Genomic DNA, 19502 nt, shown 5'->3' on the forward strand with positions numbered 1-19502 from the left:
GAGGTTGCCGGCAGCCCCTTCCTGGGCGACGCCGTGCGCGGTGCGCTGGGCAGCGCGATCGGCCAGGGCATCGGGGTGGCGACCGGGCTGCAATCGAAGTTCGACTTTGCCGGCGTTGCGGCGGCGGGGCTGGGAATGGGCGCGTCGGGCGCGATCGGGCTGGGCGGGTTTGAAGGCAGGCTGCTGAGCAACACCGCCGGCGGCCTCGCCAACGCCGCGGCCCGCAGCCTGCTCGACGGCACCAGCTTCGGCGACAACATCCTCGCCGCACTGCCCGATATCATCGGGCAGACCATTGGGGGGATGGTGGCTGATCAAGTTGCCGGTAGCGGCAAGATGTCACCGGGTGAAAGAGCGCTGGTGGCCGAGGCCGAGAATAGCGCCAATGCGGTGACGGCGGCCGAGGCTAACCGCGGCTATGTGGTGCGGGCCGTCGCCGGTGCAGTCGCGAACGGTGCTTCGCCAAATGCCACAGATAAGGGTAGTGACAATGACACGGAGATCGTCGTTACGGGAAAAAAACTCTCCGATGCGGCATATATGCCGGCCAGTTATAATCAAATTGCACAGGTGGCTGGGGCAAAATCTATCACGGTTGATCGATTAACCGGTGGAAGATTGAAGATCGGAAATGGAATATATACTGCCAGTGCGATATTAGAAATAGCCAGGTCTTATTCTGAAAAATACCAGATAGATAATGTCATTAGTAGGTTCGGGTTAAGCTCAGATAGTGCGTCAGATGTTCTATCTGCAAGTGCATACGTATGGGGTCAATATCGTCTGCCTGCGATGTCGGACCAGATCGGGTTTTCCGGTCCGACTCTCGATAACGCATCCCAAGCGCTAATGCGGGTCACAATGATTGATCCTAGCATTTTCATTAACGCATTGAGTGGTTCTTCGTATAATCAGCAGCTTCTCTGGTATGCCGCCGTCGGAGCGGCGACTGGCTCGATCAGCCGGGCTAGGCCGCAGGGGGTGGAGCCAGCACTGCAAACATCGAGTAGGGCGGCGAGGGCCGCGATTGCAGCTAATCTTCTTTCCGGGAAATGGCAGGCTCATCATTTGATCCCTGCCGAAATATGGGGTGCCAACCCCGGCATTGCACGCTTAGCACGTCAGCAAGGGTGGAACCAAGATGGTCCAAGCAATCTCATCGCACTGCCCGCAGATGCGGCTGCCCAAGCCTCTACCGCGCTGACTCTGCCAATCCATAACGGGTCTCATCCACGATATAACCTTGCTGTAGGTGTAGAAATCCAAACGTATATCGCCTCGGCAGGCGGCCGGTTGAACGCGTACCAAGCGAGAGGTGTGATGGAACTTATTTCTGCACGGCAGCGGGTTGGGATACTAACCGGCCAGTGGAACCCGAGGGTGAATTGATGTCAATGAACAGAATATGGAAATTTGTTCCCTGGCTTCCCTATGACGTAGAGTTGAAAGAACTCGTTGCGAACTGTAAGTTCGTCAATGACGAAGAGGTTTTCTCAGCTGGAATGAGCCCGGGTCGTAAACGTGATACGCCATTCCCAATCCCTCGGCTTGCCCTTACTTTGAAATATTTTGCGATTGATTGCTTCATGTGGAATTCTTTCACGCTTATTTCGGAAAAGATGCGAGGTGCTCTTGAAGGTGTCGGAGCAGAAGTGGAGTATTTTCCAGTAGACTCAACTTTGTCTGCACCGGTGCCTAGGTCGCAAAACTACATGGTGATGAGCGTTCCCGTAACTGAGGGTATATCCTCTGGTTATTCTGAGATTGACCCTCGTGTGTTAGCGGCGATGGATCCGCAGTTTCACGAGTTCGGTGAACTCTTCGGGCGCGAGCCATTGATAAGTTCGTATGCGGAGGTCAAGCATCAAATATTTCATATCCAGGGTCATCTTGGTCGCGAATATTGTACGGATAATCTGGCTGTTCACGTTTTACGTGCGGGGTGCACCGGAGTCCGGTTCTTCGATCCGGAACACAGCGATATCGGTCACCCAATGAGGTTCCGTACGCTTCGAGGTATTGAGGAAGAGGGCGAGTGGGATAGCATTAATAATATCGAGCGGACGAGAATCGTCGCCGAGATACACTGAGCTTACTCCCTGAGTTGATCGGCGTTCATCTCGATACGATGTCGTGCTGCACCGGCGGGCATGTGCCTGTCACTCTTTGATCCGGTAAGCCCCGGTATTGTTCAACCATCCGGTTGCGCTTTCTCGCGCACATGGACGCGTCAACGGAGACCAGTCCCTGCTCGGCGGCAATGGTAGGGTCTCGACGGTGGACGGGCAGCGGTCGACGGGCTTCTGGTATCGCTATGGCACGATGACCGGGTGGTGCTGATCACGGCGCGGGCGGCGTGGCGGCGGGGTGGCGGGGAGCGTGGCGAGCCAGGCGTTCGGGGTTGCGGCGGGGATCCAGGGCAAGTTCAGCTGGAAGGGGGTAGCGCTGGCGGGGATCAGCGCAGGCGTGGCGGCGGGGCTGGCGGGCAGCTTCGGCGAGGTTGCCGGCAGCCCCTTCCTGGGCGACGCCGTGCGCGGTGCGCTGGGCAGCGCGATCGGCCAGGGCATCGGGGTGGCAACCGGGCTGCAATCGAAGTTCGACTTTGCCGGGGTGGCTGCGGCGGGGCTGGGAATGGGCGTCTCCGGGGCGATCGGGCTGGGCGGCTTTGAAGGCAGGCTGCTGAGCAACACCGCCGGCGGCCTCGCCAATGCCGCGGCGCGCAGCTTGCTCGACGGCACCAGCTTCGGCGACAATATCCTCGCCGCACTGCCCGATATCATCGGGCAGACCATTGGGGATGCGGTCGCCGGCAAGGTTGCGGCACGGAATACCGAAAGGCATGAATCCCTGTCGGGAATACGAGCCTCGACTGCGACGGAGGGGGCATCCGACCTGGGGGGAGGGGACCTCTTTCGCTTGATTGTCGAGGCTGCTCGTCAAATGCTTGGCCTCTCCGACGAGGCTTCGATCGTCGTCACCGGCCAACGGGAATCCTGGCGCGACATTGCCTACGGCCCCGTCGGAAACCGCTTTGCCGATTTGCTTCAACAGCAGCGGATTACCTCCACCCTCAGCCTGCGCGATCAGGTCAGACGCTTCGACGGCTATCAAAGCCCGCCCGCGCGGCCGCCTGGAACGAGCATCAGCAGCGCTCCACGCGGTGCCTTGGGATATGGGAGTAACGTGGTCGGAAGTGTGGGGCATTATGTTCAGGGCCTCACTGCCAGCACCCTGAAGAGTATCGTATCTTCCGGTGGCAACACCGGGCAGATGTTCAGGGACGCCATAGGCAATGGGAGCCATGCGGCCACAGCGATCGTGAGCGAGACCCTCGGGTCGCTATATCCGGACAATGACGACATGTTCTCGGCACAGGCCCGCGCTGCGAACAATGCACGGCATCCGTTCCTGCTCGATCCCAACCATGTTTCCAGCAATGCGGAGAAGCGAGAGATCATCGCCGCTACCGTGGTTTCTCTGGTCGGCGCTAGGGGAATGGGCGTGCGTGGGGGCGCTGGGGTCGCAGAGGGGGCATCCGCGAGGCATGTCGCTTGGAGTTCGGATCTTGGCGCGATCAACGATACCGCCGCCGCGTTGGGTCAGCGCGCGCTACGAAACTCTGGCGGAGATTGGGCACAATCTGAGGCACTCTTCAATCGCTATCTCTCGTTGGCGGATGCCCGATTAGCCCGTACCGGGAGTGGGTATGCGGTTGAACTGCAACCCGCTGCAATCGGCGGAGGTGAGCGAGTGCCTAGCTTCATCTGGATGCATCGTGGTGATGCGACATCTCCATTGATTATGGGCAGCGACGGAGCGCCTCGCCTGTTCGCTTACCCAGGATCACGCCGGCTGGATGCAGGCATTGTCGATATGACCGCGTTGGCGAATCAGCATGGCCTGAGGCAAGTTGTAAGCGGCTATGACATCACGTTAAATGCAACGAAGCCCCCCGTTGGGGGATATTATCGTGAGTATTTCGGGAACATTCCTATTACGGACATTCGGCCGAGAGTGAGAAATTAAGATGGCGACAGCAAAGGACATCGGTGAAGTCATCGGATCTGGTTTTCTTCGACCAATCATCGAAAGAATAAGCCGGCAGGTACGGAGAAATATCAGGCTGAGATTGAAGGTTGTTCTCGACGGTAATGCAACAGAATGTGAAATTTTCTCTTCAGAGCAGAATGGATTTGAAACCCTGGATGGTGAAGCCCGCGTGTTGGTAGCGGATACGGCGATTGCCGGTCGCTATAAATACCATCTGCAATGTATTTTCCCCGAGCCGAACGACCTCGAAGGTTTTTCTGGGATAAGGTTGAATGGGGCGGTGGTGATTAACGAAAATTCCGAAAATAATGATTATTCTGGTTTCATTTATACCTATAATGAATGGGATTGGGGTGCAAAAGTTAGAAATTTGTAGCCGCGGAGAGTGAAGCGCTCACCGGCGTGCGGACAAACGGGCTCAGGACGCGAAGTGCTTGCTCGCCCAGAATTGGAGACTCAATTCCCCCGGTGCTTCGATCCAAAGTGAGATTTATCTTCGTCCGGCAAATGGCAAACGCGCGATCGAGCCGTTCACTGGAGACGCGGCGGGTCGCTGGTCGGGACGGGCGCGATCGACCGGGAGATGGGCGGGGGTGCCTATCTCTACGACCTGCTGGGGCGGCTGACCGGCCAGACCGACACGGTGGAGGGCGGGGCGGTCCTCTACGACCATAGCCAGGTCTGGGATGCCAAGGGGCGGGTGTGGCAGGACAATGTCTATCAGAAGCAGGGCAACGACCTGGTCACCACCAACACCACCAACTATTATTCGGACGATGCCGGCAGCGGCTATGCGCTGGGGGCGCTGACGTCGTCGGTGAGCACCGGCCATCGCTACGTCAACGGCTATAGCTATCAGGCTTCTCCGGGCGCGACGACGACGATCGGCTATGCGTGGTTCGACGGGGCGGTGCAGGCGCAGGTATCCTATGCGGTGGCGGGGAGCGCGGCGCAGAACACCTGGTACACCAATGGCCCGAGCGGCAGCTTCCAGTCGGCGAGCGTGCAGGACGGGCGGCCGCGCGGAGTGGGCAACGCCAAGGAGGCGTAAGATTTGCGGGCTATATGTCAGGGGTATCGGGGTTTCTCACATGCCGGAGCTTGAAAGCTACGCAGGGCCCGATCGGAAAAATGGCGAGATGCGCGAAATTTGCTCCAGGCGCGGTTGACAGCCCAAAGGCACACCCGTAGAGGCGCTCGCCTACCCCGTGCCCAGATGGCGGAATTGGTAGACGCACCAGCTTCAGGTGCTGGCGCTCGCAAGGGCGTGGAGGTTCGAGTCCTCTTCTGGGCACCATTTTCCCGGTCCATTGACGTCCATCAGCGTCGCGTAAGTGGCTGGGTTAAAAGCCTTTTTCCAAATATCTTTCCGACGAGATTTGGGCGGGTCCGCCGACATACCAACACTTTTGTTGGTCTATTTCGGCCCTGGATTCACCCGTTTTCGGACGGAGATACCAACATGGCTCTTACCGCACTCGCAATCAGGAACGCCCAGCCCCGGGCGAAGGCCTACAAGCTCGGCGACGGGCGATCCCTCTACCTCCTAGTGATGCCGAATGGCGCCAAATACTGGCGCCTGAGCTACCGATTCCTTGGCAAGCAGCGGGCACTCGCCCTCGGCGTCTGGCCGGAAGTCAGTCTCGCCGAGGCACGCGACAAGCGCGATTCCGCGCGGAAGATGGTGGCCGACGGCGTCGATCCCATGGTCGAGAAGCAGCGCCGGAAGCTCCGCGCTCAGATCGACGAGAACATCACCTTCAAGGGTGTCGCCGAGGAATGGTTCGTCAAGATCACCCGCGAAGAGCGGGCGGAAGTGACGCTCAGCAAGGTCCGCTGGCTGCTGGAAAAGGTCTATCCGTTCCTCGGCCATCTCCCGCTCCATGAGATCGAGGTTCAGGAAGTGCTGGCCGTGTTGCGCAAGATCGAGGCGACCGGCCGCTACGAGAGCGCGCGGCGGATGCGCAGCGTGATCAGCCGTGTCTTCCGATACGGCATCGCCACGGGGCGAGCGAAGGTCGACGTCGCCCGCGATCTGCGCGGCGCGATCATCGTCCCCAAGACCAAGCACTTCGCCGCGATCACGCGGCCGAAGGAAGTGGGCAAGCTCCTTCGCGACATCGACGATTGCCCCGGATACGCGATCACCAAGCTCGCGCTGCGGATGACGCCGCACGTGTTCGTGCGCCCTGGGGAGTTGCGCCGCGCCGAGTGGAGCGAGTTCGACCTGGAGCGCGCGGTTTGGTCGATCCCGGCCGAGAAGATGAAGATGCGCTGGCCGCATCAGGTGCCGTTGTCGCGGCAGGTGCTCGACCTGCTCGACGAGATACGACCGCTGACCGGCCACAGCCCCTATGTCTTCCCGGCCTCCCATACCTGGAAGCGCCCCATGTCGGAGAACACCGTTACCTTCGCGCTACGGCGGATGGGCTATAGTGGCAGCGAGATGACGGCGCATGGCTTCCGCGCGATGGCAGCGACGCTGCTCAACGAAATGGGACTATGGAACCCCGACGCGATCGAACGGCAGCTCGCCCACATGGAGAATAACGGCGTGCGACGCGCCTATGCGCGCGGCCAGTATTGGGAGGAGCGCGTGCGCATGATGCAGCATTGGTCAGACTATCTCGACCAGCTTCGCCTGGGCGACGATGGCGCCAAGCCGACCGGAGACAGCAAGGTGGTGACTGTCGACTTCGCCCGGCGCGGTGCGCGATCGCGATAATCGATGCGAAGGCCACTACAGCACTGGATTATGGAGCAAGCATGTCCACGCCAATAAAGGCGCCCGAGCAAGGGAGCCTCGCGGTCTCGAGCCTCGCTCAGGCCAGGAAGCACAAGCGCCGCTACGACGCCGTCATCACCCTTGAGGACCCGGGGTGCCGACTGCCGGATCGGCTGCGCTTTTCGGCGCAGCCGATGCCAGCGCACCTGGTGCTGCAATTCGAGGATGTCGATGACGACAGCCTCGGAATTCGAGTTGCGACACGGGAGCAAGTCATCGACGCGCTCGCCTTCGCGCAGGCGCACCAAGCAGGCTCGCTGCTGGTTCATTGCTATCACGGCGTCGGGAGGTCTGCCGGGATCGCGCTCGCGATCATGGCTTCGCGTCTCGGGGCCGGTAGTGAGGAAAAGGCGCTCGCCGACCTGCTCGAGATCCGCCCGGAAGCTACGCCGAATCTGGTAGTCGTGAAGCTGGCGGACGGGATCCTGGGCAGAAACGGCGCACTCGTGTCGGCCGTGGCCGACTGGCAGAAGCGAACCCCGAGGGTTCTACAGGCTCGCCGCGATCGTGCCGCCTTCGTGCGGCGGGCCGCGCATCTGTATGCGCATGTTCCGCCGGTCGATAGCGATCAATAGCGCCGGGCACCACGCTGGAGCGGGTGCCCGGCCCATCTTCAACTCCGCTCGAACAGCCGCTTCAGGCTGGGATAGAGGATGAAGGTCGATCGCCCGATCTTCACGGTCTCTATCGTCCCGTCGCCGATGAGCTCGTAGATCGTGGAGCGACAGATGCCGGTGATCCTGACGGCGGTGGAAATCCGCACGCTGATCGGCTCGAGCGTCGCCTCATCGGGCTCCAGGGCACGCCGGCTCATTTCGACCTCCCCTTGCTGAAGGCACGATCGCTCTCGAGGAAGGCCGTGAGCATCGCCGGGATGAGATCCGCGACCGGTTCCTCCCGGCCATAGGCCTGGGCATAAAGCGCGGCGTAGTCGTTGAGCGCCTGGTGCAGGTCCGGCATCACCGAGATGCCGAGCTTGACCGGCGTGCGGTCGGGAAGTTGCGCGAGCTTGAGGTCGGGCATCTTATTGCTCCTGGCCGGGCCATGGCGCGAGGACGATGTCCTTGTGCACCACGACGCGGAGTGGCCAGCCGGGCCGCACCTTGATGGTCGGCTGGACGTTGAGGTTCTTGGTGACGATCTGGTCGCCGGCGCGCGACGTGCCCTGTTGTGCGGATTCGCGGATCGCGCGGACGAGATCGCTTTCGCTGTCGCCCAAGCCCAGCTCGGTGCCGACGCCGAGCAGCGTCGACAGCGCCACGCCCTTGAGCAGCTGCCAGGTGTGGGCATCGACCTTGTCCGCAAGGCCGGCATAGCCGGCCATGTCGGTCGCGGGCACATTGTCGATCCGGATCGAGTTGCCGTTCGGCAGGACGATCCGCTGCCAGACGACCAGAGCCCGGCTTTGCCCATAGGCCACGACGCTGTCGTAGCTGCCGATCAGCCGGGCGCCCTGCGGAACCAGCAGGATATGGCCGGTGGCGCTGTCATAGGCATTCTCGGTCACCTGGGCGGTGACGAGCCCGGGCAGGTCAGAATTGAGCCCGGTGATCAGGCTGGCGGCGATGATGCTGCCGGCGCTAAGCGTGTAGGGCGATACGGGCGCCACCAGCGCGTGCGGGTTGATATCGCCGGTCTCGTCCTTGCCGGCGAGGAAGTCGGCCTTGCGCTGCTGGTTGCCTGGATCCCGCGCCGGATCGGCTGCGATCGTCGCCGATGGCGCCTCCCGTGCCGGAACGATGGCCGGCGCAGCGGCAGGCGCAGCCGCATTCGCCGCATGCTCGGTGGCGCCGAGCTGCATCATGATTCCTGATTCGCGGGCCGCCTTGCGCTCGGCGAGAAGCCGCTGTCTCTCGGCTTCGGCGGCCTGCGCGGCCTGGTCCGTGGAGCCTGCGGCCGGCAATCCGCCAAGCGCCTCCTGCCGGCGCAGGATCGGGCGCCCGAGGTCGCCGGGGAGCGGCGGCCCGAGCCTCGGCACGTCGCCATAGCTTTTCGGCGCGCCGGCCAGTGCGTCGTCCGGCGCGTGGTTGGCGATGTCCTTCTGGTCCTCGGCACTGGCGACGATCCGGAAGGTCGCGGGCTTGAGCGCGACCCAGGTGACCCCGACGATCGCGGTCGACCCGAGCGCCGCGATCGCGATGATCGCGCCGCGTCGGAAGCGGATGATTCGGCTCGGCCGACCGCGCAGCACGAGGGTCTCGGGATCGAGCTTGGGCGAGGCCGCCGCAGCGGGGACGGTCTCGTTCATGACGTCCTCCGCCGCCGGCTGCTATCGGCGCCGACCCGGACGATACGGACCACGGCCTGTTTCTTCGTGCCCAGCCGAAGCTCGGCGGTATCGAACAGCCGGTCGACCACATAGAAGCGGCCGGTCATCCGGTAGTTGACGAGCTGCGCATCGCCCCTGTCGCCGATGACAAACAGCGGCGGCGCCTCGCCGACGCTAACGCTCGCCGGGAATTCGACGAACGTCTGCCGCCCGTCGTCGAATGCGCGCAGCGGCCGCCAGGCAGGCCTGTCGCCGGTCACCGCATAGGCGAAGTTCAGCTGCTCGACGGCGAGGCCCGCCGCGACCGGCCGCGCCGCTTCCGCCGACGCCTGCTGGCGGCGGATCGCGATCATCTCGTCCTGGGGATAGGTCCAGGACAAGGCGGCCATGGCGGTGGCCGGCGTGCTGTCGAGCTGCAGGTGATAGGCGCGCCGATCGGTCGTGATGACGAGGTTGGTCGAGAGCCCGGCGGCGAACGGCTTCACGAGGATATGGACGCGTCTGCTCTCGCCGGAACCGCTGGTCGTGTCGCCGACGGTCCAGCGCGCCGTGTCGCCCGCCGCCACCGAGACGATCGCTTCTCCGGGCTGCAGGGCGATGTCGCTGACCCGCTCGGGCGCGGCGAACAGTCGGTACAGGACGCCCTCGCCATAGGGGTAGACCTGCACGGCGTTGACGAAGGCCGGGGCCGCAGGCTCCTGGGTCGCTTTCGCATTCGCCGTGCGAACCCGAAGCTCGGCCGGCGACGGCTTGTGGCGACGGGGCACCACGGGAGGCACTACCGACGGGGGAGCGATGGTAGTCGCGACCGGCGGCGAGCTGGGAATCGCCGTGGCGGCCTGGGGCGGCTGGGGCGGCGAGGTTTGCGCGAAAGCGGGCACAGCGACGAGCGCGCTCGCCGCAAGCAGGATGCGGTTCATGGGCGGTTCTCCGGTTGGGCTTGGGAGGGCTGGCCGAGGCGGGGATCGAGTGGCGATCCGCTGGGCACGCCGGGATACGGCACGGGCGTCGGCGCCGTGCCCGACGCATGGTCTGCAGGCGTCTCGAGCTCGCGGCTCCAGTCGATCGCATCGACATAAAGGCCGAGCGGGTTCCTGCGCAGCGTCTCAGCGTCGCGCGGCGGCTTGAGCAGGACCGTGACGATCGCGGTCCAGCGCGACGTGCCCGCGAGGCTCCCGCGGTCATAGGCGCGCTCGGCCCATTTCACCTGGAAGCTCGTCGCGGATGCGCGGACCACGCTGGTCACTTGGACCGAGACGGTCTTGTCGCCGACATCCGCGAACGGGTTCGCCGAGCGGGCATATTCGCCGAGGAAGATGGCGCCGCGCTTCGAGGCGAAGTCATAGGCCTGGAGCCAGTTCTCCCGCATCAGCACCGCGTCGAGCGACCGGCCCCGGATATCGGTGATGAACCGCGCGAGAAACCAGGCGAGCTGGGGGTCGGTCGGCCGATACTCGCTGGCCGCGGGCGACACGGCTTGTGGCTGCCCTAGGCTGTCGACAGCAACGACATAGGGGACGACGCGGCTCTGCATCGACTGCCAGACCAGCGCGGCCGACAGGCCGGTGGTAAGCGCCAGCCCGCCGAACGCCATCAGCCGCCAGTTGCTCGCCTGGGCCCGGGCAGAGCCGATCCGCTCGTCCCAGAGCTGGCCCGCGCGGCGGTACGGTGTCTCGGGTTCGTCCGTGCGCCCGTAGCGCTGGACGGCACGTTTGAAGCGCATCAGTCCTTCTCCTTGATGTCGGGGGTCGCGCCGCCGCCCCCACGATCCGCGCCCTGAAGGGCGTGGATCGCCGCTTGGCGATGGTGACGGCGGGATTGCGTGTTCTGGAGGTCGCGCGCCCAACCCGGCATGGCGTTAGACGCAGGAGCCGGCGCTCCCCCGGGGTTGGGCCGCGCGCCCGTCGTGCCGGCATTCCAGGCGGCGCGCTGGCCATCGGCTGCAGCCGCACGGAGAGCGAGCCCACTGCCCATGCGCTGCGCGAGCGCGCCGCGGGCGGCGGTCGCGATGCCTCCCATGCCGGTCGCAACCGATTTCGATCCAGAGGTTTCCTGGCCGAGCTTGTATGCGGTCGATGCGGCGGACCCCATCGAGGTGCCGGCACGGATCGCGCCGAGCCCGGCACCGGCCAGGCCCTTCGCCGCAGCCACACCCGCACCGCCGGCCACCGCGAAACCGCCGGCCGCGAGCGCGGTGGTCGCAACCGCGGAGCCGGCGCCGAGCTGCGGCGCGCCGGAGACGAGCCCAGAGGCGATGCCCGGGCCGAAGATGCCGAGGCCGAACAATGCGAGACTGGCGAGCACCAGGCTCATCGCTTGGCCGATATCGGGCTCCTTGCCCTGGAGCGCCGAGGCGAACTCGGTGAAGAAGCCAGAGCCGATGCCGACGATGACGGCGAGCACCATCACCTTGATGCCCGACGAGATGACGTTGCCCAGCACGCGCTCGGCCAGGAAGCTGGTGCGGTTCCACAGCGCGAACGGCACGAGGATGAACCCCGCGAGCGTCGTCAGCTTGAACTCGAGGATGCAGACGAACATCTGCACCGCGAGGATGAAGAAAGCGACGATCACGATCACCCAGGCGATCAGGAGCACCATGATCGTCATGAAGTTCTCGAAGAAGGTCGTGAAGCCGAGCAGGTCGCTGGCCTGGTCGAGCAATGGCCAGGCGGCCTGGAATCCGGTGCCCGCGAGACGGCCCGGGCGGAGCAGGTCGTCGGCCGAGAGCGTGCCCCCGCCGGCGGTCAGCCCTGCCTGCGCGAAGGAGCGGAAGATGATGTCGGCGAGCGTGGAGAAGCGATTGAGGATCAGCGCGAACACGCCGATGTAGAGGATCTTCTTGAGGAAGCGGCCGATCATGTCGTCCTCGCCACCCATCGCCCAGAACAGGCCAGCGACGGTGATATCGATGCCGATCAGCACGGATGTCAGGAAGCCGACATCGGGCCCGAGCAGGCCGAACCCGCTATCTATGTAGCGGATGAAGTCGGCCATGAACCGGTCGATCACGTTGAGGTCGTTCACGGGTTCTTCCTTGGATCTGGGTGCCGCGGGGCCCGGCCAGGGGGAGCGGGTGGCCGGGCCCCGCGGGCTGCGACCGCGGCGGCAGGGGGCTCGTTCCGCCGCGGCCGGTCTCGCTATCGCTGGGGCGTGTAGGCAGTGCCGCTTCCGAGGAACCTGCGCGTCGCGGCGCGCGACGCCTCGGACTCGGTCAGCTGGCGCTGCTTCTCGAGCGCGTCGGCCCGGAACTGCGCGGCCATCATCTGCTGGAGCGCCATGCCCTGCTTGGCAGTGAGCGCGAGCAGCTGGTTGGTGGCCTGGCCGATGGCGAGCGCGCCTTCCGCGCCTTGGCTGCGTGCCGCGATCTCGGCCAGCGCCTCCGCATCCTCGCGCGCCTGCTGCACGATCCCGCTCTGGACGGTCATCGTCCGGCGCAGGGCATCGGTGCTTGCGTCGTAGCGCTCCCGGGCCGCCTGCAGCCGCTGGTCGCGCGTCGAGGCGGGATCGAAGCTGCGCGGATAGAGCGACTTCAGCCTGGCCTCGAGCTGGTCCACCTCGAAGTCGACGCTCTGGGCGTGCTTCATCAGCCGGTCGATGCCGTCGAGCTTGTCGAGCAGCGCCTGGAGCTGCGGAAAGGCGATACCCTTCAGGTTCCTGTCCAGCCGGAGCAGCATCTGCGCCTCGTTCTGGAGCGACTGGATCTGGTTGTTGACCTGCTGGAGCGTGCGCGCCGCGGTCAGGACGGTCTGGCTGTAGTTGGTCGGGTCGAACACCGTGATCTGCGCGTGCGCCGAGGTGGCGAAGCCCATCGTCAGCGAGCCGAGGGCGCCGAGGCCCAGCGCCGTCGTGATCAGGTTCTTGCGGGTGAGGATACGCATCACTTCTACTCCTTCGCTTGGGGATCGGGGAATTGGGCGAGCAGCGCCGCGGCCCAGTCGAGGCCGGCCTCATCGAGGAACCGCGCGGCAAATCCGACCGGGCCGTGCTCCGCGAGCAGCGCGTCGATGCGCGCCTGGATGGCGGGATCGGAGGCGCCGCACAGCGCGAGCGCGACGGGCCCGAGGCCCAGCTCGAAGAGGCGGTTGCCGGCGGCGGACTGGAGATAATAATGCCGCTTGGGCGTCGCGCGGCTGACGAGCTCGATCTGGCGGTCGTTAAGCCCAAACCGCTGATAGGCCGCACGCCCCTGCGGCTCGATCGCCGCGGCATTGGGAAGCAGGATGCGCTGGGGGCAGCTCTCGATGATGGCGGGTGCGATGCCGCTGTCGGCAATGTCGGCGAGGCTCTGGCTCGCGAAGATCACCGCGACATTCTTCTTGCGCAGCGTCTTCAGCCACTCGCGGATGCGCGCGGCGAACAGCGGGTGGTCGAGGAACTTCCAGGCCTCGTCGAGGATCAGCAATGTCGGGCGTCCGGTGAACCGCGCCTCGAGCCGGTGGAAGAGATAGGTCAGGACGGGCGCGACCACGCTGCCGGCGCCCATGAGTGCCTCGGTCTCGAAGCACTGGACGTCCGCCATGCGCAGATCGTCCTCGGCCGCGTCGAGCAGCCGGCCGAACGCGCCTTCGAGCGTATAGGGCGCGAGCGCCGAGCGGAGCGCCATCGACTGGAGCAGCAGCGAGAGGCCAGTGAGCGTCCGCTCCTCGATCGGCGCGCTCGCCAGGCTGGTCAGCGCCGACCAGACGGCTTCCTTCACCTCCGGCGTGACCACGACCTTCTCGTGTGCGAGCAGCGCGGCGATCCATTCTGCCGCCCAGGCACGCTCGCCGGCGTCGGCGATCCCGGCGAGTGGCTGGAACGCGATCGTATCGCCGGCGTCGCCGCCGAGCCCGAGGCCGTGATGCGCGCCGCCCATCGCGAGTGTGGCCGCGCGCGCCGAGCGGCCCATGTCGAAGAGGTAGAGCTGGCTCGCAGGATAGCGGCGGAACTGGAGCGCGATCAGTGCGAGCAGGACCGACTTGCCGGCACCGGTCGGCCCGACGATCATCATGTGCCCGACATCGCCGACATGGGTCGACAACCGGAACGGCGTCGAACCGCTGGTCTCGGCGTGGAGAAGCGGCGGGCCGTCTAGGTGTCGGTTGCGTGCGGGCCCGGCCCATACGCTCGACAGCGGCATCAGGTGCGCGAGGTTGAGCGTATGGACGAGCGGCTGCCGGACATGGGCATAGACCTGCCCGGGCAGGCTCGAGAGCCAGGCCTCGACCGCGTTCAGCCCCTCGCGGATGCAGGTGAAGCCGAGCCCGTTGACGATCCGCTCGACCGCGCGGACCTTGTCCTCGACACGGGCGCGATCCTCGTCGGCGACGGTGATCGTCGTGGTGAGGTAGCCGAAGGCGACATGGTCGCCGCCCAACGCCTGGAGCGCGAGATCGGCATCGGCGGTCTTGTTGTCGGCGTCGCTGTCGAGCAACTGGACCGGCTGGTTGTAGATCACCTCGCGCAGCATCGCGGTGACCGACTTGCGCTTGTTGAACCATTGGCGGCGCAGCTTGGTCAGCGCCCTGGTCGCATCGGTCTTGTCGAGCGCGATGAACCGGGTGACCCAGCGATAGCCGAAGTCCTGGTGGTTGAGCGCATCGAGAATCCCGGGCCGGCTGAGGCCGGGAAAGCCGAGCAACGTCAGCGTGCGTAGGTGCTGGTTCCCGAGCATCGGCTCGAGCCCGCCCGTCAGCGGCGTGTCGGCGAGCAGCCCGTCGAGATACATCGGCGTTTCGGGGACGCCCACGCCGTGGCGACGCGTCGAGATGGTGCCGTGGAGGAATGTGAGGGTCTCCGCGTCGTCGAGCGCGGCGATCTCCGGCATGAAGCCCGAGAACAGGTCGAGCGCGCGATCGGTCTCCGCGACGAACCCGGCCAGCGCCTGGCGCCAGTCGCGGCCCTGCGCCGCATCGGCCCGCTCGACCAGCGCGCGGCCGGCGCTGTCGGCCTGGTCGGGTGGCGGCAGGAAGGTCAAGGTGAGATGGTAGCGGCTCTCGAAATGGGCGCCCGCCGCCTCGAACGATGCGCGGCGCTCCTCGTCGACGAGCCAAGATGCCGCGTCCGGGAAGCCGCTTGCCGGATAGCCCGGCGCCTCGCGGCGCTCGGCCTCGATGTGCAGCGCCCAGCCCGATCCGAAGCGCTTGAGCACATTGTTGGCGCGCGCGCAGGCGGAGACCAGCTCGGCCTCGGTCGCCGATTCGAGGTCGGGGCCGCGGAAGCGCAGCGTGCGCTGGAAGCTGCCGTCCTTGTTGAGCACCACCCCGGGCGCCACCATCGCCGCCCAGGGCAGATGATCGGCCAGCCGGTCGGCGCGGCTGCGATATTCGCGCAGGTTCAGCATGCGAGATACCCCCGCTGCCGCAGGTGGCGCGCCAGCACCGCCGCGAAGTCCGGGTCGCGCTTCGCGGCGAACACCGCGATGGTGTGCCCGACCGCCCAGACCAGCACGCCCGCGATCCATTGCTGGAGGCCCAGCCCCAGCGCGGCGGCGACGGTGCCGTTGACGATCGCGATGGCGCGCGGCGCGCCGCCGAGCAGGATCGGCTCGGCGAGCGACCGGTGCAGCGGCGCCTCGAACCCGTCGAGATGCTGGCCATCACCGATCATGCCAGCAGCGCCCCGCCGCCGAACGAGAAGAAGGACAGGAAGAAACTCGAGGCCGCGAACGCGATCGACAGGCCGAAGACGATCTGGATGAGCCGGCGGAAACCGCCGGCCGTCTCGCCGAACGCCAGCGTCAGGCCGGTCACGATGATGATGATCACCGCGACGATCTTGGCAACCGGGCCCTGGACCGACTCCAGCACCTGCTGGAGCGGCTCCTCCCACGGCATGCCGGTTCCGGAGGCCCAGGCCTGGCCGGCGGCGAGGACGGCGATTGCGGCGCCGGCCAGCAGGCGCGGCTTGGTGGGCAGGTCTATGGTCTTCATGGTCAGGCTCCTTGGCCGGTGGGAAGGTGGAAGGGGGCGATCGCGTAGGCGCCCGTGTCGGGATCGACGCCGGCGACCCGCGCGATCGCATCGACCGATCGTTGGGCGCCGCGTCCGGCGATGAAGACGACGAGGTCAATCGCCTCGGCGACTAAGCGGCGGGGCACGGTGACCACCGCTTCCTGGACGAGCTGCTCGACGCGGTAGAGCGCGGCCTCGGCCGAATTGGCGTGGACGGTCGCGATCCCGCCGGGGTGCCCGGTGTTCCAGGCCTTGAGCATGTCGAGCGCCTCGGGGCCGCGTACCTCGCCGACGATGATGCGGTCGGGGCGGAGGCGCAGCGTCGAGCGCACCAGGTCGGTCATCGAGACCACGCCCGGCCGCGTGCGCAGCGCGACCGTGTCCGGTGCCGGGCTCTGCAGCTCGCGCGTGTCCTCGATCAGGATGACCCGCGCATCGACCCACCGCATCTCGGCGAGGAGTGCGTTGGCGAGCGTCGTCTTGCCCGAACTCGTGCCGCCGGCGATGAGGATGTTGAATCGCTGGGTGACCGCTGCCCGGAGCGTGTCCGCCATCGTCGCCGACATGATCCCGTCGGCGACGTAGTCGTCGAGCGTGTAGAGGCGCTGCGCGGGCTTGCGGATCGAGAAGCAGGGGCCCGTCGACACGGGCGGCAGGACGCCCTCGAACCGCTCGCCGGCCCGGCCCTCGCGGTGCGCCGGCAGCTCGGCGGAGATGATCGGCTGGCCGGCATGGACCTCCGCGCGGGCGTGGCTCGCGACCAGCCGGACGATCCGTTCGACTTGCTGCGGCTCCATTACGACGCCCGTGTCGATCCGGCCTTCGCCGAGCCGGTCGAGGCGCAGCGACCCGTCGGGATTGACCATGACCTCGATCACTTGGCTGTCGGCGAGCGCCGCCGCGATGTCGGGCCCCATTGCCGTGCGCAGCATCGCGCGTCGGCGGTCGGCGGAGAGGATATCGCTCACCGCTCGTCCTCCGCAGGGAGGAGCGTGCGCCTGCCGGTCGCCACGGCGCGGCCGACCTGCGTCACGAACGCCTCGAAGCGCTCACGCGCAAGCGCGCGGCCCGCCACGTCGTTCTCCGCCAGCGGCGTTTGGATCGCGAGCTCGAACCGGATGAACAATGCGAGCGTCTCGAGCGCGACATGGCCGTCACGCTCGATACGGCCAAGGGCGTTCGACATCCGGTCGAGGCGGAGCGCGAAGCGATCCTCGAGCTCGGATGCGCCGCGGCGGTTGAGCCAGGCGGTCACCGCGTCGGCGAGGATGGCCGACTTGGTCGCGCCCGGTGCGGCAGCAAGCGCCTCGAGGCGCTCGCTGACCGGCTTCGGCAGGAACAGCTGGTGGCGGACGCGCTCGGCCATCTCAGAAGTCCAGCTCGAGATTGCCGGGCCGCCTGTCGGCCATGTCGAGGGCATAGGCGCGCGGGGCAGTGCCGGTGGCAGCCTGGTCCATCGCGCGCTTGTCGGCGGCGGGGTCGCCGTCGTCTTCGCCCAGCCCGAGCGGGTCGGTCGGCGCGAGGCCGATGGGGGCAGCGGTTACGACCTCCTGCGCGGGATGGCGCGCCTGCTCGAGACCGCCAGCCTCTTCCTCGTCCTGGTCGTCGGCGATCGCTGCGAGCCGCATATCGATCAGACGGACGCGGTCGTGCCAGTCATGTACACGCGCGGCGGGGAGATCCGTCGACCCGGTGGGGCCGTGGGCGGGCGGCGGCAAGACGCGTGCCTTGAACCGGGCATCCTCGAAGTAGCGCAGCTTGCGCGCGCGGACCGGCGGATGGCCTGCGACCAGCACGACCTCGTCGGTCGGCGGCAGCTGCATCACCTCGCCGGGAGTCAGCAGGGCGCGGGCGGTTTCCTGGCGGCTGACCATGACGTGCGCCAGCCAGGGCGCGAGGCGATGGCCGGCATAGTTGCGCATCGCACGCTGCTCGGTAGCTGTGCCGAGCGCGTCCGAGATCCGCTTGGCGGTGCGTTCGTCGTTCGTCGCGAAGGCGACGCGGACATGGCAGTTGTCAAGGATGGCGTTGTGCTCGCCATACGCCTTCTCGATCTGGTTGAGGCTCTGCGCGATCAGGAAGGCGCGGACGCCATAGCCGGCGAGGAAGGCGAGGCTGGTCTCGAAGAAGTCGAGGCGGCCGAGTGCCGGGAACTCGTCGAGCATCATCAATAGCCTGTGGCGCCCGGGCGCGCCTGCGGCATGAAGTTGCTCGGTCAGGCGCCGGCCGATCTGGTTGAGCACGAGCCGGATCAGCGGCTTGGTGCGGCTGATGTCCGAGGGCGGTACGACCAGGTACAGCGATACCGGGTGCGGGGCGGCGACGAGGTCCTCGACCCGCCAATCGGATGCGGCCGTGACTGCCGCTACGGTGGGATCGCGGTAGAGGCCCAGGAACGACATCGCGGTCGACAGCACGCCCGAGCGCTCGTTGTCGGACTTGTTGAGCACCTCGCGCGCCGCCGAGGCGACGACCGGGTGCACCAGCGGCATCTCATCGGTGCCGAGGTGATTGGTCGTCATCATCGCGCGCAGGGTGGCGACGAACGGGCGCTGCGGGTCGGACAGGAAGGTCGCGACGCGGGCGAGCGTCTTCTCCTCCTCGGCGTAGAGGATGTGGAGAATCGCGCCGACCAGCAGCGAATGGCTGGTCTTCTCCCAATGGCTTCGGCGCTCCAGCGCGCCCTCGGGATCGACCAGGATGTCCGCGATGTTCTGGACGTCGCGGACCTCGTCCGCGCCGCGGCGTACCTCGAGCAGCGGGTTGTACCGCGCCGAGCGCGCGTCGGTCGGATTGAAGAGCAGGCAATGCGAAAAGCGTGCGCGCCAGCCCGCGGTCAGCTGCCAGTTCTCGCCCTTGATATCGTGAACGACCGTCGAGCCCGTCCATCCGAGCAAGGTCGGCACGACGAGTCCCACGCCCTTGCCCGAGCGAGTCGGCGCGAAGGCCATGACATGCTCGGGCCCGTCATGCCGGAGATAGTGCGCGGCGGCGCGGCCGAGGAACACGCCGGCCTCCGCCTTTAGGCCAGCGGCCCGAATATCGCGAGGACCCGCCCAGCGCGCAGATCCGTAGGTCGTGACATTGCGCTGCTGCCGTGCGCGCCAGACCGAGCCGGCCACCGCAGCCGCGCAACCCAACAAGCCCCCAGCAGCAGCGAACGCGCCGGCCTCGTCGAACACGACCGGCGCATAGGCGTCGAAATGGAACCACCAGGGGAAGATCGCCCAAGGCGCGTAGACGGGCGTTGCGCCGAGCCGGAACCATGGTGCCCCGAGCTCGGGCTGGTAGGCGAGCGACGCCGCCGCCCACTGGGTCGCGAACCAGATGCCCGCCACGACGATCGCGGCGACAACCAGCATCTGGCCAAGGAGGAGCTTTGTCGGTGTCATGCGGGCCTCTGCCCGCGCGACTCAATGTCCGGGGCTCGGCCTCAAGATTCGCTCGATTTTCAAACCGGCAT

Annotated in this window: 20 protein-coding genes and 1 tRNA gene; 8 read left to right on the plus strand and 13 right to left on the minus strand. The window is 66.1% G+C overall.

The window, feature by feature from the left end:
• From BGP17_RS10630 to BGP17_RS10665, 8 genes are all read left to right on the plus strand, one after another.
• Positions 1-1389, plus strand: a 1389-nt coding sequence (locus tag BGP17_RS10630; RefSeq protein WP_286711889.1) for an AHH domain-containing protein, incomplete at its 5' end; no start/stop codon positions are given.
• A 53-nt stretch (positions 1390-1442) separates the two neighbouring features.
• Positions 1443-2090: a hypothetical protein gene (locus BGP17_RS10635; protein WP_286711890.1), complete on the plus strand. Its 648-nt coding sequence runs from the start codon at positions 1443-1445 to the stop codon at positions 2088-2090.
• Between the two features lie 289 nt (positions 2091-2379).
• Positions 2380-4026 (plus strand): hypothetical protein, encoded by a 1647-nt coding sequence (locus BGP17_RS10640; protein ID WP_286711891.1) that lies wholly within the window; start codon positions 2380-2382, stop codon positions 4024-4026.
• 1 nt (position 4027) lies between these two features.
• On the plus strand, positions 4028-4426 hold the full coding sequence (locus BGP17_RS10645; protein ID WP_286711892.1) for a hypothetical protein: 399 nt from the start codon (positions 4028-4030) through the stop codon (positions 4424-4426).
• Positions 4427-4633: 207 nt separating this feature from the next.
• Complete coding sequence (locus BGP17_RS10650; protein ID WP_286711893.1) at positions 4634-5101, plus strand: hypothetical protein; 468 nt, start codon at positions 4634-4636, stop codon at positions 5099-5101.
• 159 nt (positions 5102-5260) lie between these two features.
• Positions 5261-5347, plus strand: a tRNA-Leu gene (locus BGP17_RS10655).
• A 165-nt stretch (positions 5348-5512) separates the two neighbouring features.
• On the plus strand, positions 5513-6775 hold the full coding sequence (locus BGP17_RS10660; RefSeq protein WP_286711894.1) for a tyrosine-type recombinase/integrase: 1263 nt from the start codon (positions 5513-5515) through the stop codon (positions 6773-6775).
• Positions 6776-6816: 41 nt separating this feature from the next.
• The gene (locus BGP17_RS10665) at positions 6817-7410 is read left to right on the plus strand and encodes a tyrosine phosphatase family protein (protein WP_286711895.1); all 594 of its coding nucleotides are present in this window, start codon (positions 6817-6819) and stop codon (positions 7408-7410) included.
• Between the two features lie 38 nt (positions 7411-7448).
• On the opposite strand, the gene BGP17_RS10670 is transcribed toward BGP17_RS10665, so the two are convergent.
• The 13 genes from BGP17_RS10670 to BGP17_RS10730 form a co-directional block, all read right to left on the minus strand.
• Positions 7449-7649, minus strand: a complete 201-nt coding sequence (locus BGP17_RS10670) for a helix-turn-helix domain-containing protein (RefSeq protein WP_286711896.1) — start codon at positions 7647-7649, stop codon at positions 7449-7451.
• Positions 7646-7858, minus strand: coding sequence for a DUF2274 domain-containing protein (locus tag BGP17_RS10675; protein ID WP_286711897.1), 213 nt, complete (start codon positions 7856-7858; stop codon positions 7646-7648). Before BGP17_RS10675 ends, BGP17_RS10670 begins: the two co-directional genes overlap by 4 nt.
• A gap of 1 nt (position 7859) precedes the next feature.
• Positions 7860-9083 carry a TraB/TrbI/VirB10 family type IV secretion system protein gene (locus BGP17_RS10680; protein WP_286711898.1) on the minus strand — a complete coding sequence of 408 codons (1224 nt, stop codon included), beginning with the start codon at positions 9081-9083 and terminating at the stop codon, positions 7860-7862.
• Positions 9080-10024, minus strand: a complete 945-nt coding sequence (gene trbG, locus BGP17_RS10685; protein WP_286711899.1) for a P-type conjugative transfer protein TrbG — start codon at positions 10022-10024, stop codon at positions 9080-9082. The genes BGP17_RS10680 and trbG overlap by 4 nt, the downstream gene beginning before the upstream one ends.
• On the minus strand, positions 10021-10827 hold the full coding sequence (gene trbF, locus BGP17_RS10690; protein ID WP_286711900.1) for a conjugal transfer protein TrbF: 807 nt from the start codon (positions 10825-10827) through the stop codon (positions 10021-10023). The genes trbG and trbF overlap by 4 nt, the downstream gene beginning before the upstream one ends.
• Positions 10827-12131, minus strand: a complete 1305-nt coding sequence (gene trbL, locus BGP17_RS10695; protein ID WP_286711901.1) for a P-type conjugative transfer protein TrbL — start codon at positions 12129-12131, stop codon at positions 10827-10829. Before trbL ends, trbF begins: the two co-directional genes overlap by 1 nt.
• 113 nt (positions 12132-12244) lie before the next feature.
• Positions 12245-12985: a P-type conjugative transfer protein TrbJ gene (gene trbJ, locus BGP17_RS10700; RefSeq protein ID WP_286711902.1), complete on the minus strand. Its 741-nt coding sequence runs from the start codon at positions 12983-12985 to the stop codon at positions 12245-12247.
• 5 nt (positions 12986-12990) lie between these two features.
• Positions 12991-15429, minus strand: a complete 2439-nt coding sequence (gene trbE, locus BGP17_RS10705) for a conjugal transfer protein TrbE (RefSeq protein WP_286711903.1) — start codon at positions 15427-15429, stop codon at positions 12991-12993.
• Entirely contained in the window at positions 15423-15695 is a 273-nt protein-coding gene (locus tag BGP17_RS10710) for a VirB3 family type IV secretion system protein (protein ID WP_272623623.1), read from the minus strand. The genes trbE and BGP17_RS10710 overlap by 7 nt, the downstream gene beginning before the upstream one ends.
• Positions 15692-16018, minus strand: coding sequence for a TrbC/VirB2 family type IV secretion system protein (locus tag BGP17_RS10715; protein ID WP_286711904.1), 327 nt, complete (start codon positions 16016-16018; stop codon positions 15692-15694). The genes BGP17_RS10710 and BGP17_RS10715 overlap by 4 nt, the downstream gene beginning before the upstream one ends.
• A 2-nt stretch (positions 16019-16020) precedes the next feature.
• A complete protein-coding gene (gene trbB, locus BGP17_RS10720; protein WP_455431371.1) occupies positions 16021-16971 on the minus strand; it encodes a P-type conjugative transfer ATPase TrbB in 951 nt (316 codons plus the stop codon).
• A 32-nt stretch (positions 16972-17003) separates the two neighbouring features.
• Complete coding sequence (locus BGP17_RS10725) at positions 17004-17405, minus strand: CopG family transcriptional regulator (RefSeq protein ID WP_286711906.1); 402 nt, start codon at positions 17403-17405, stop codon at positions 17004-17006.
• A 1-nt stretch (position 17406) separates the two neighbouring features.
• Positions 17407-19431, minus strand: a complete 2025-nt coding sequence (locus tag BGP17_RS10730) for a conjugal transfer protein TraG (protein WP_286711907.1) — start codon at positions 19429-19431, stop codon at positions 17407-17409.
• Positions 19432-19502: the final 71 nt, after the last annotated feature.

Source organism: Sphingomonas sp. 67-41, from assembly GCF_001899725.1.
Taxonomy (GTDB): domain Bacteria; phylum Pseudomonadota; class Alphaproteobacteria; order Sphingomonadales; family Sphingomonadaceae; genus Sphingomonas; species Sphingomonas leidyi.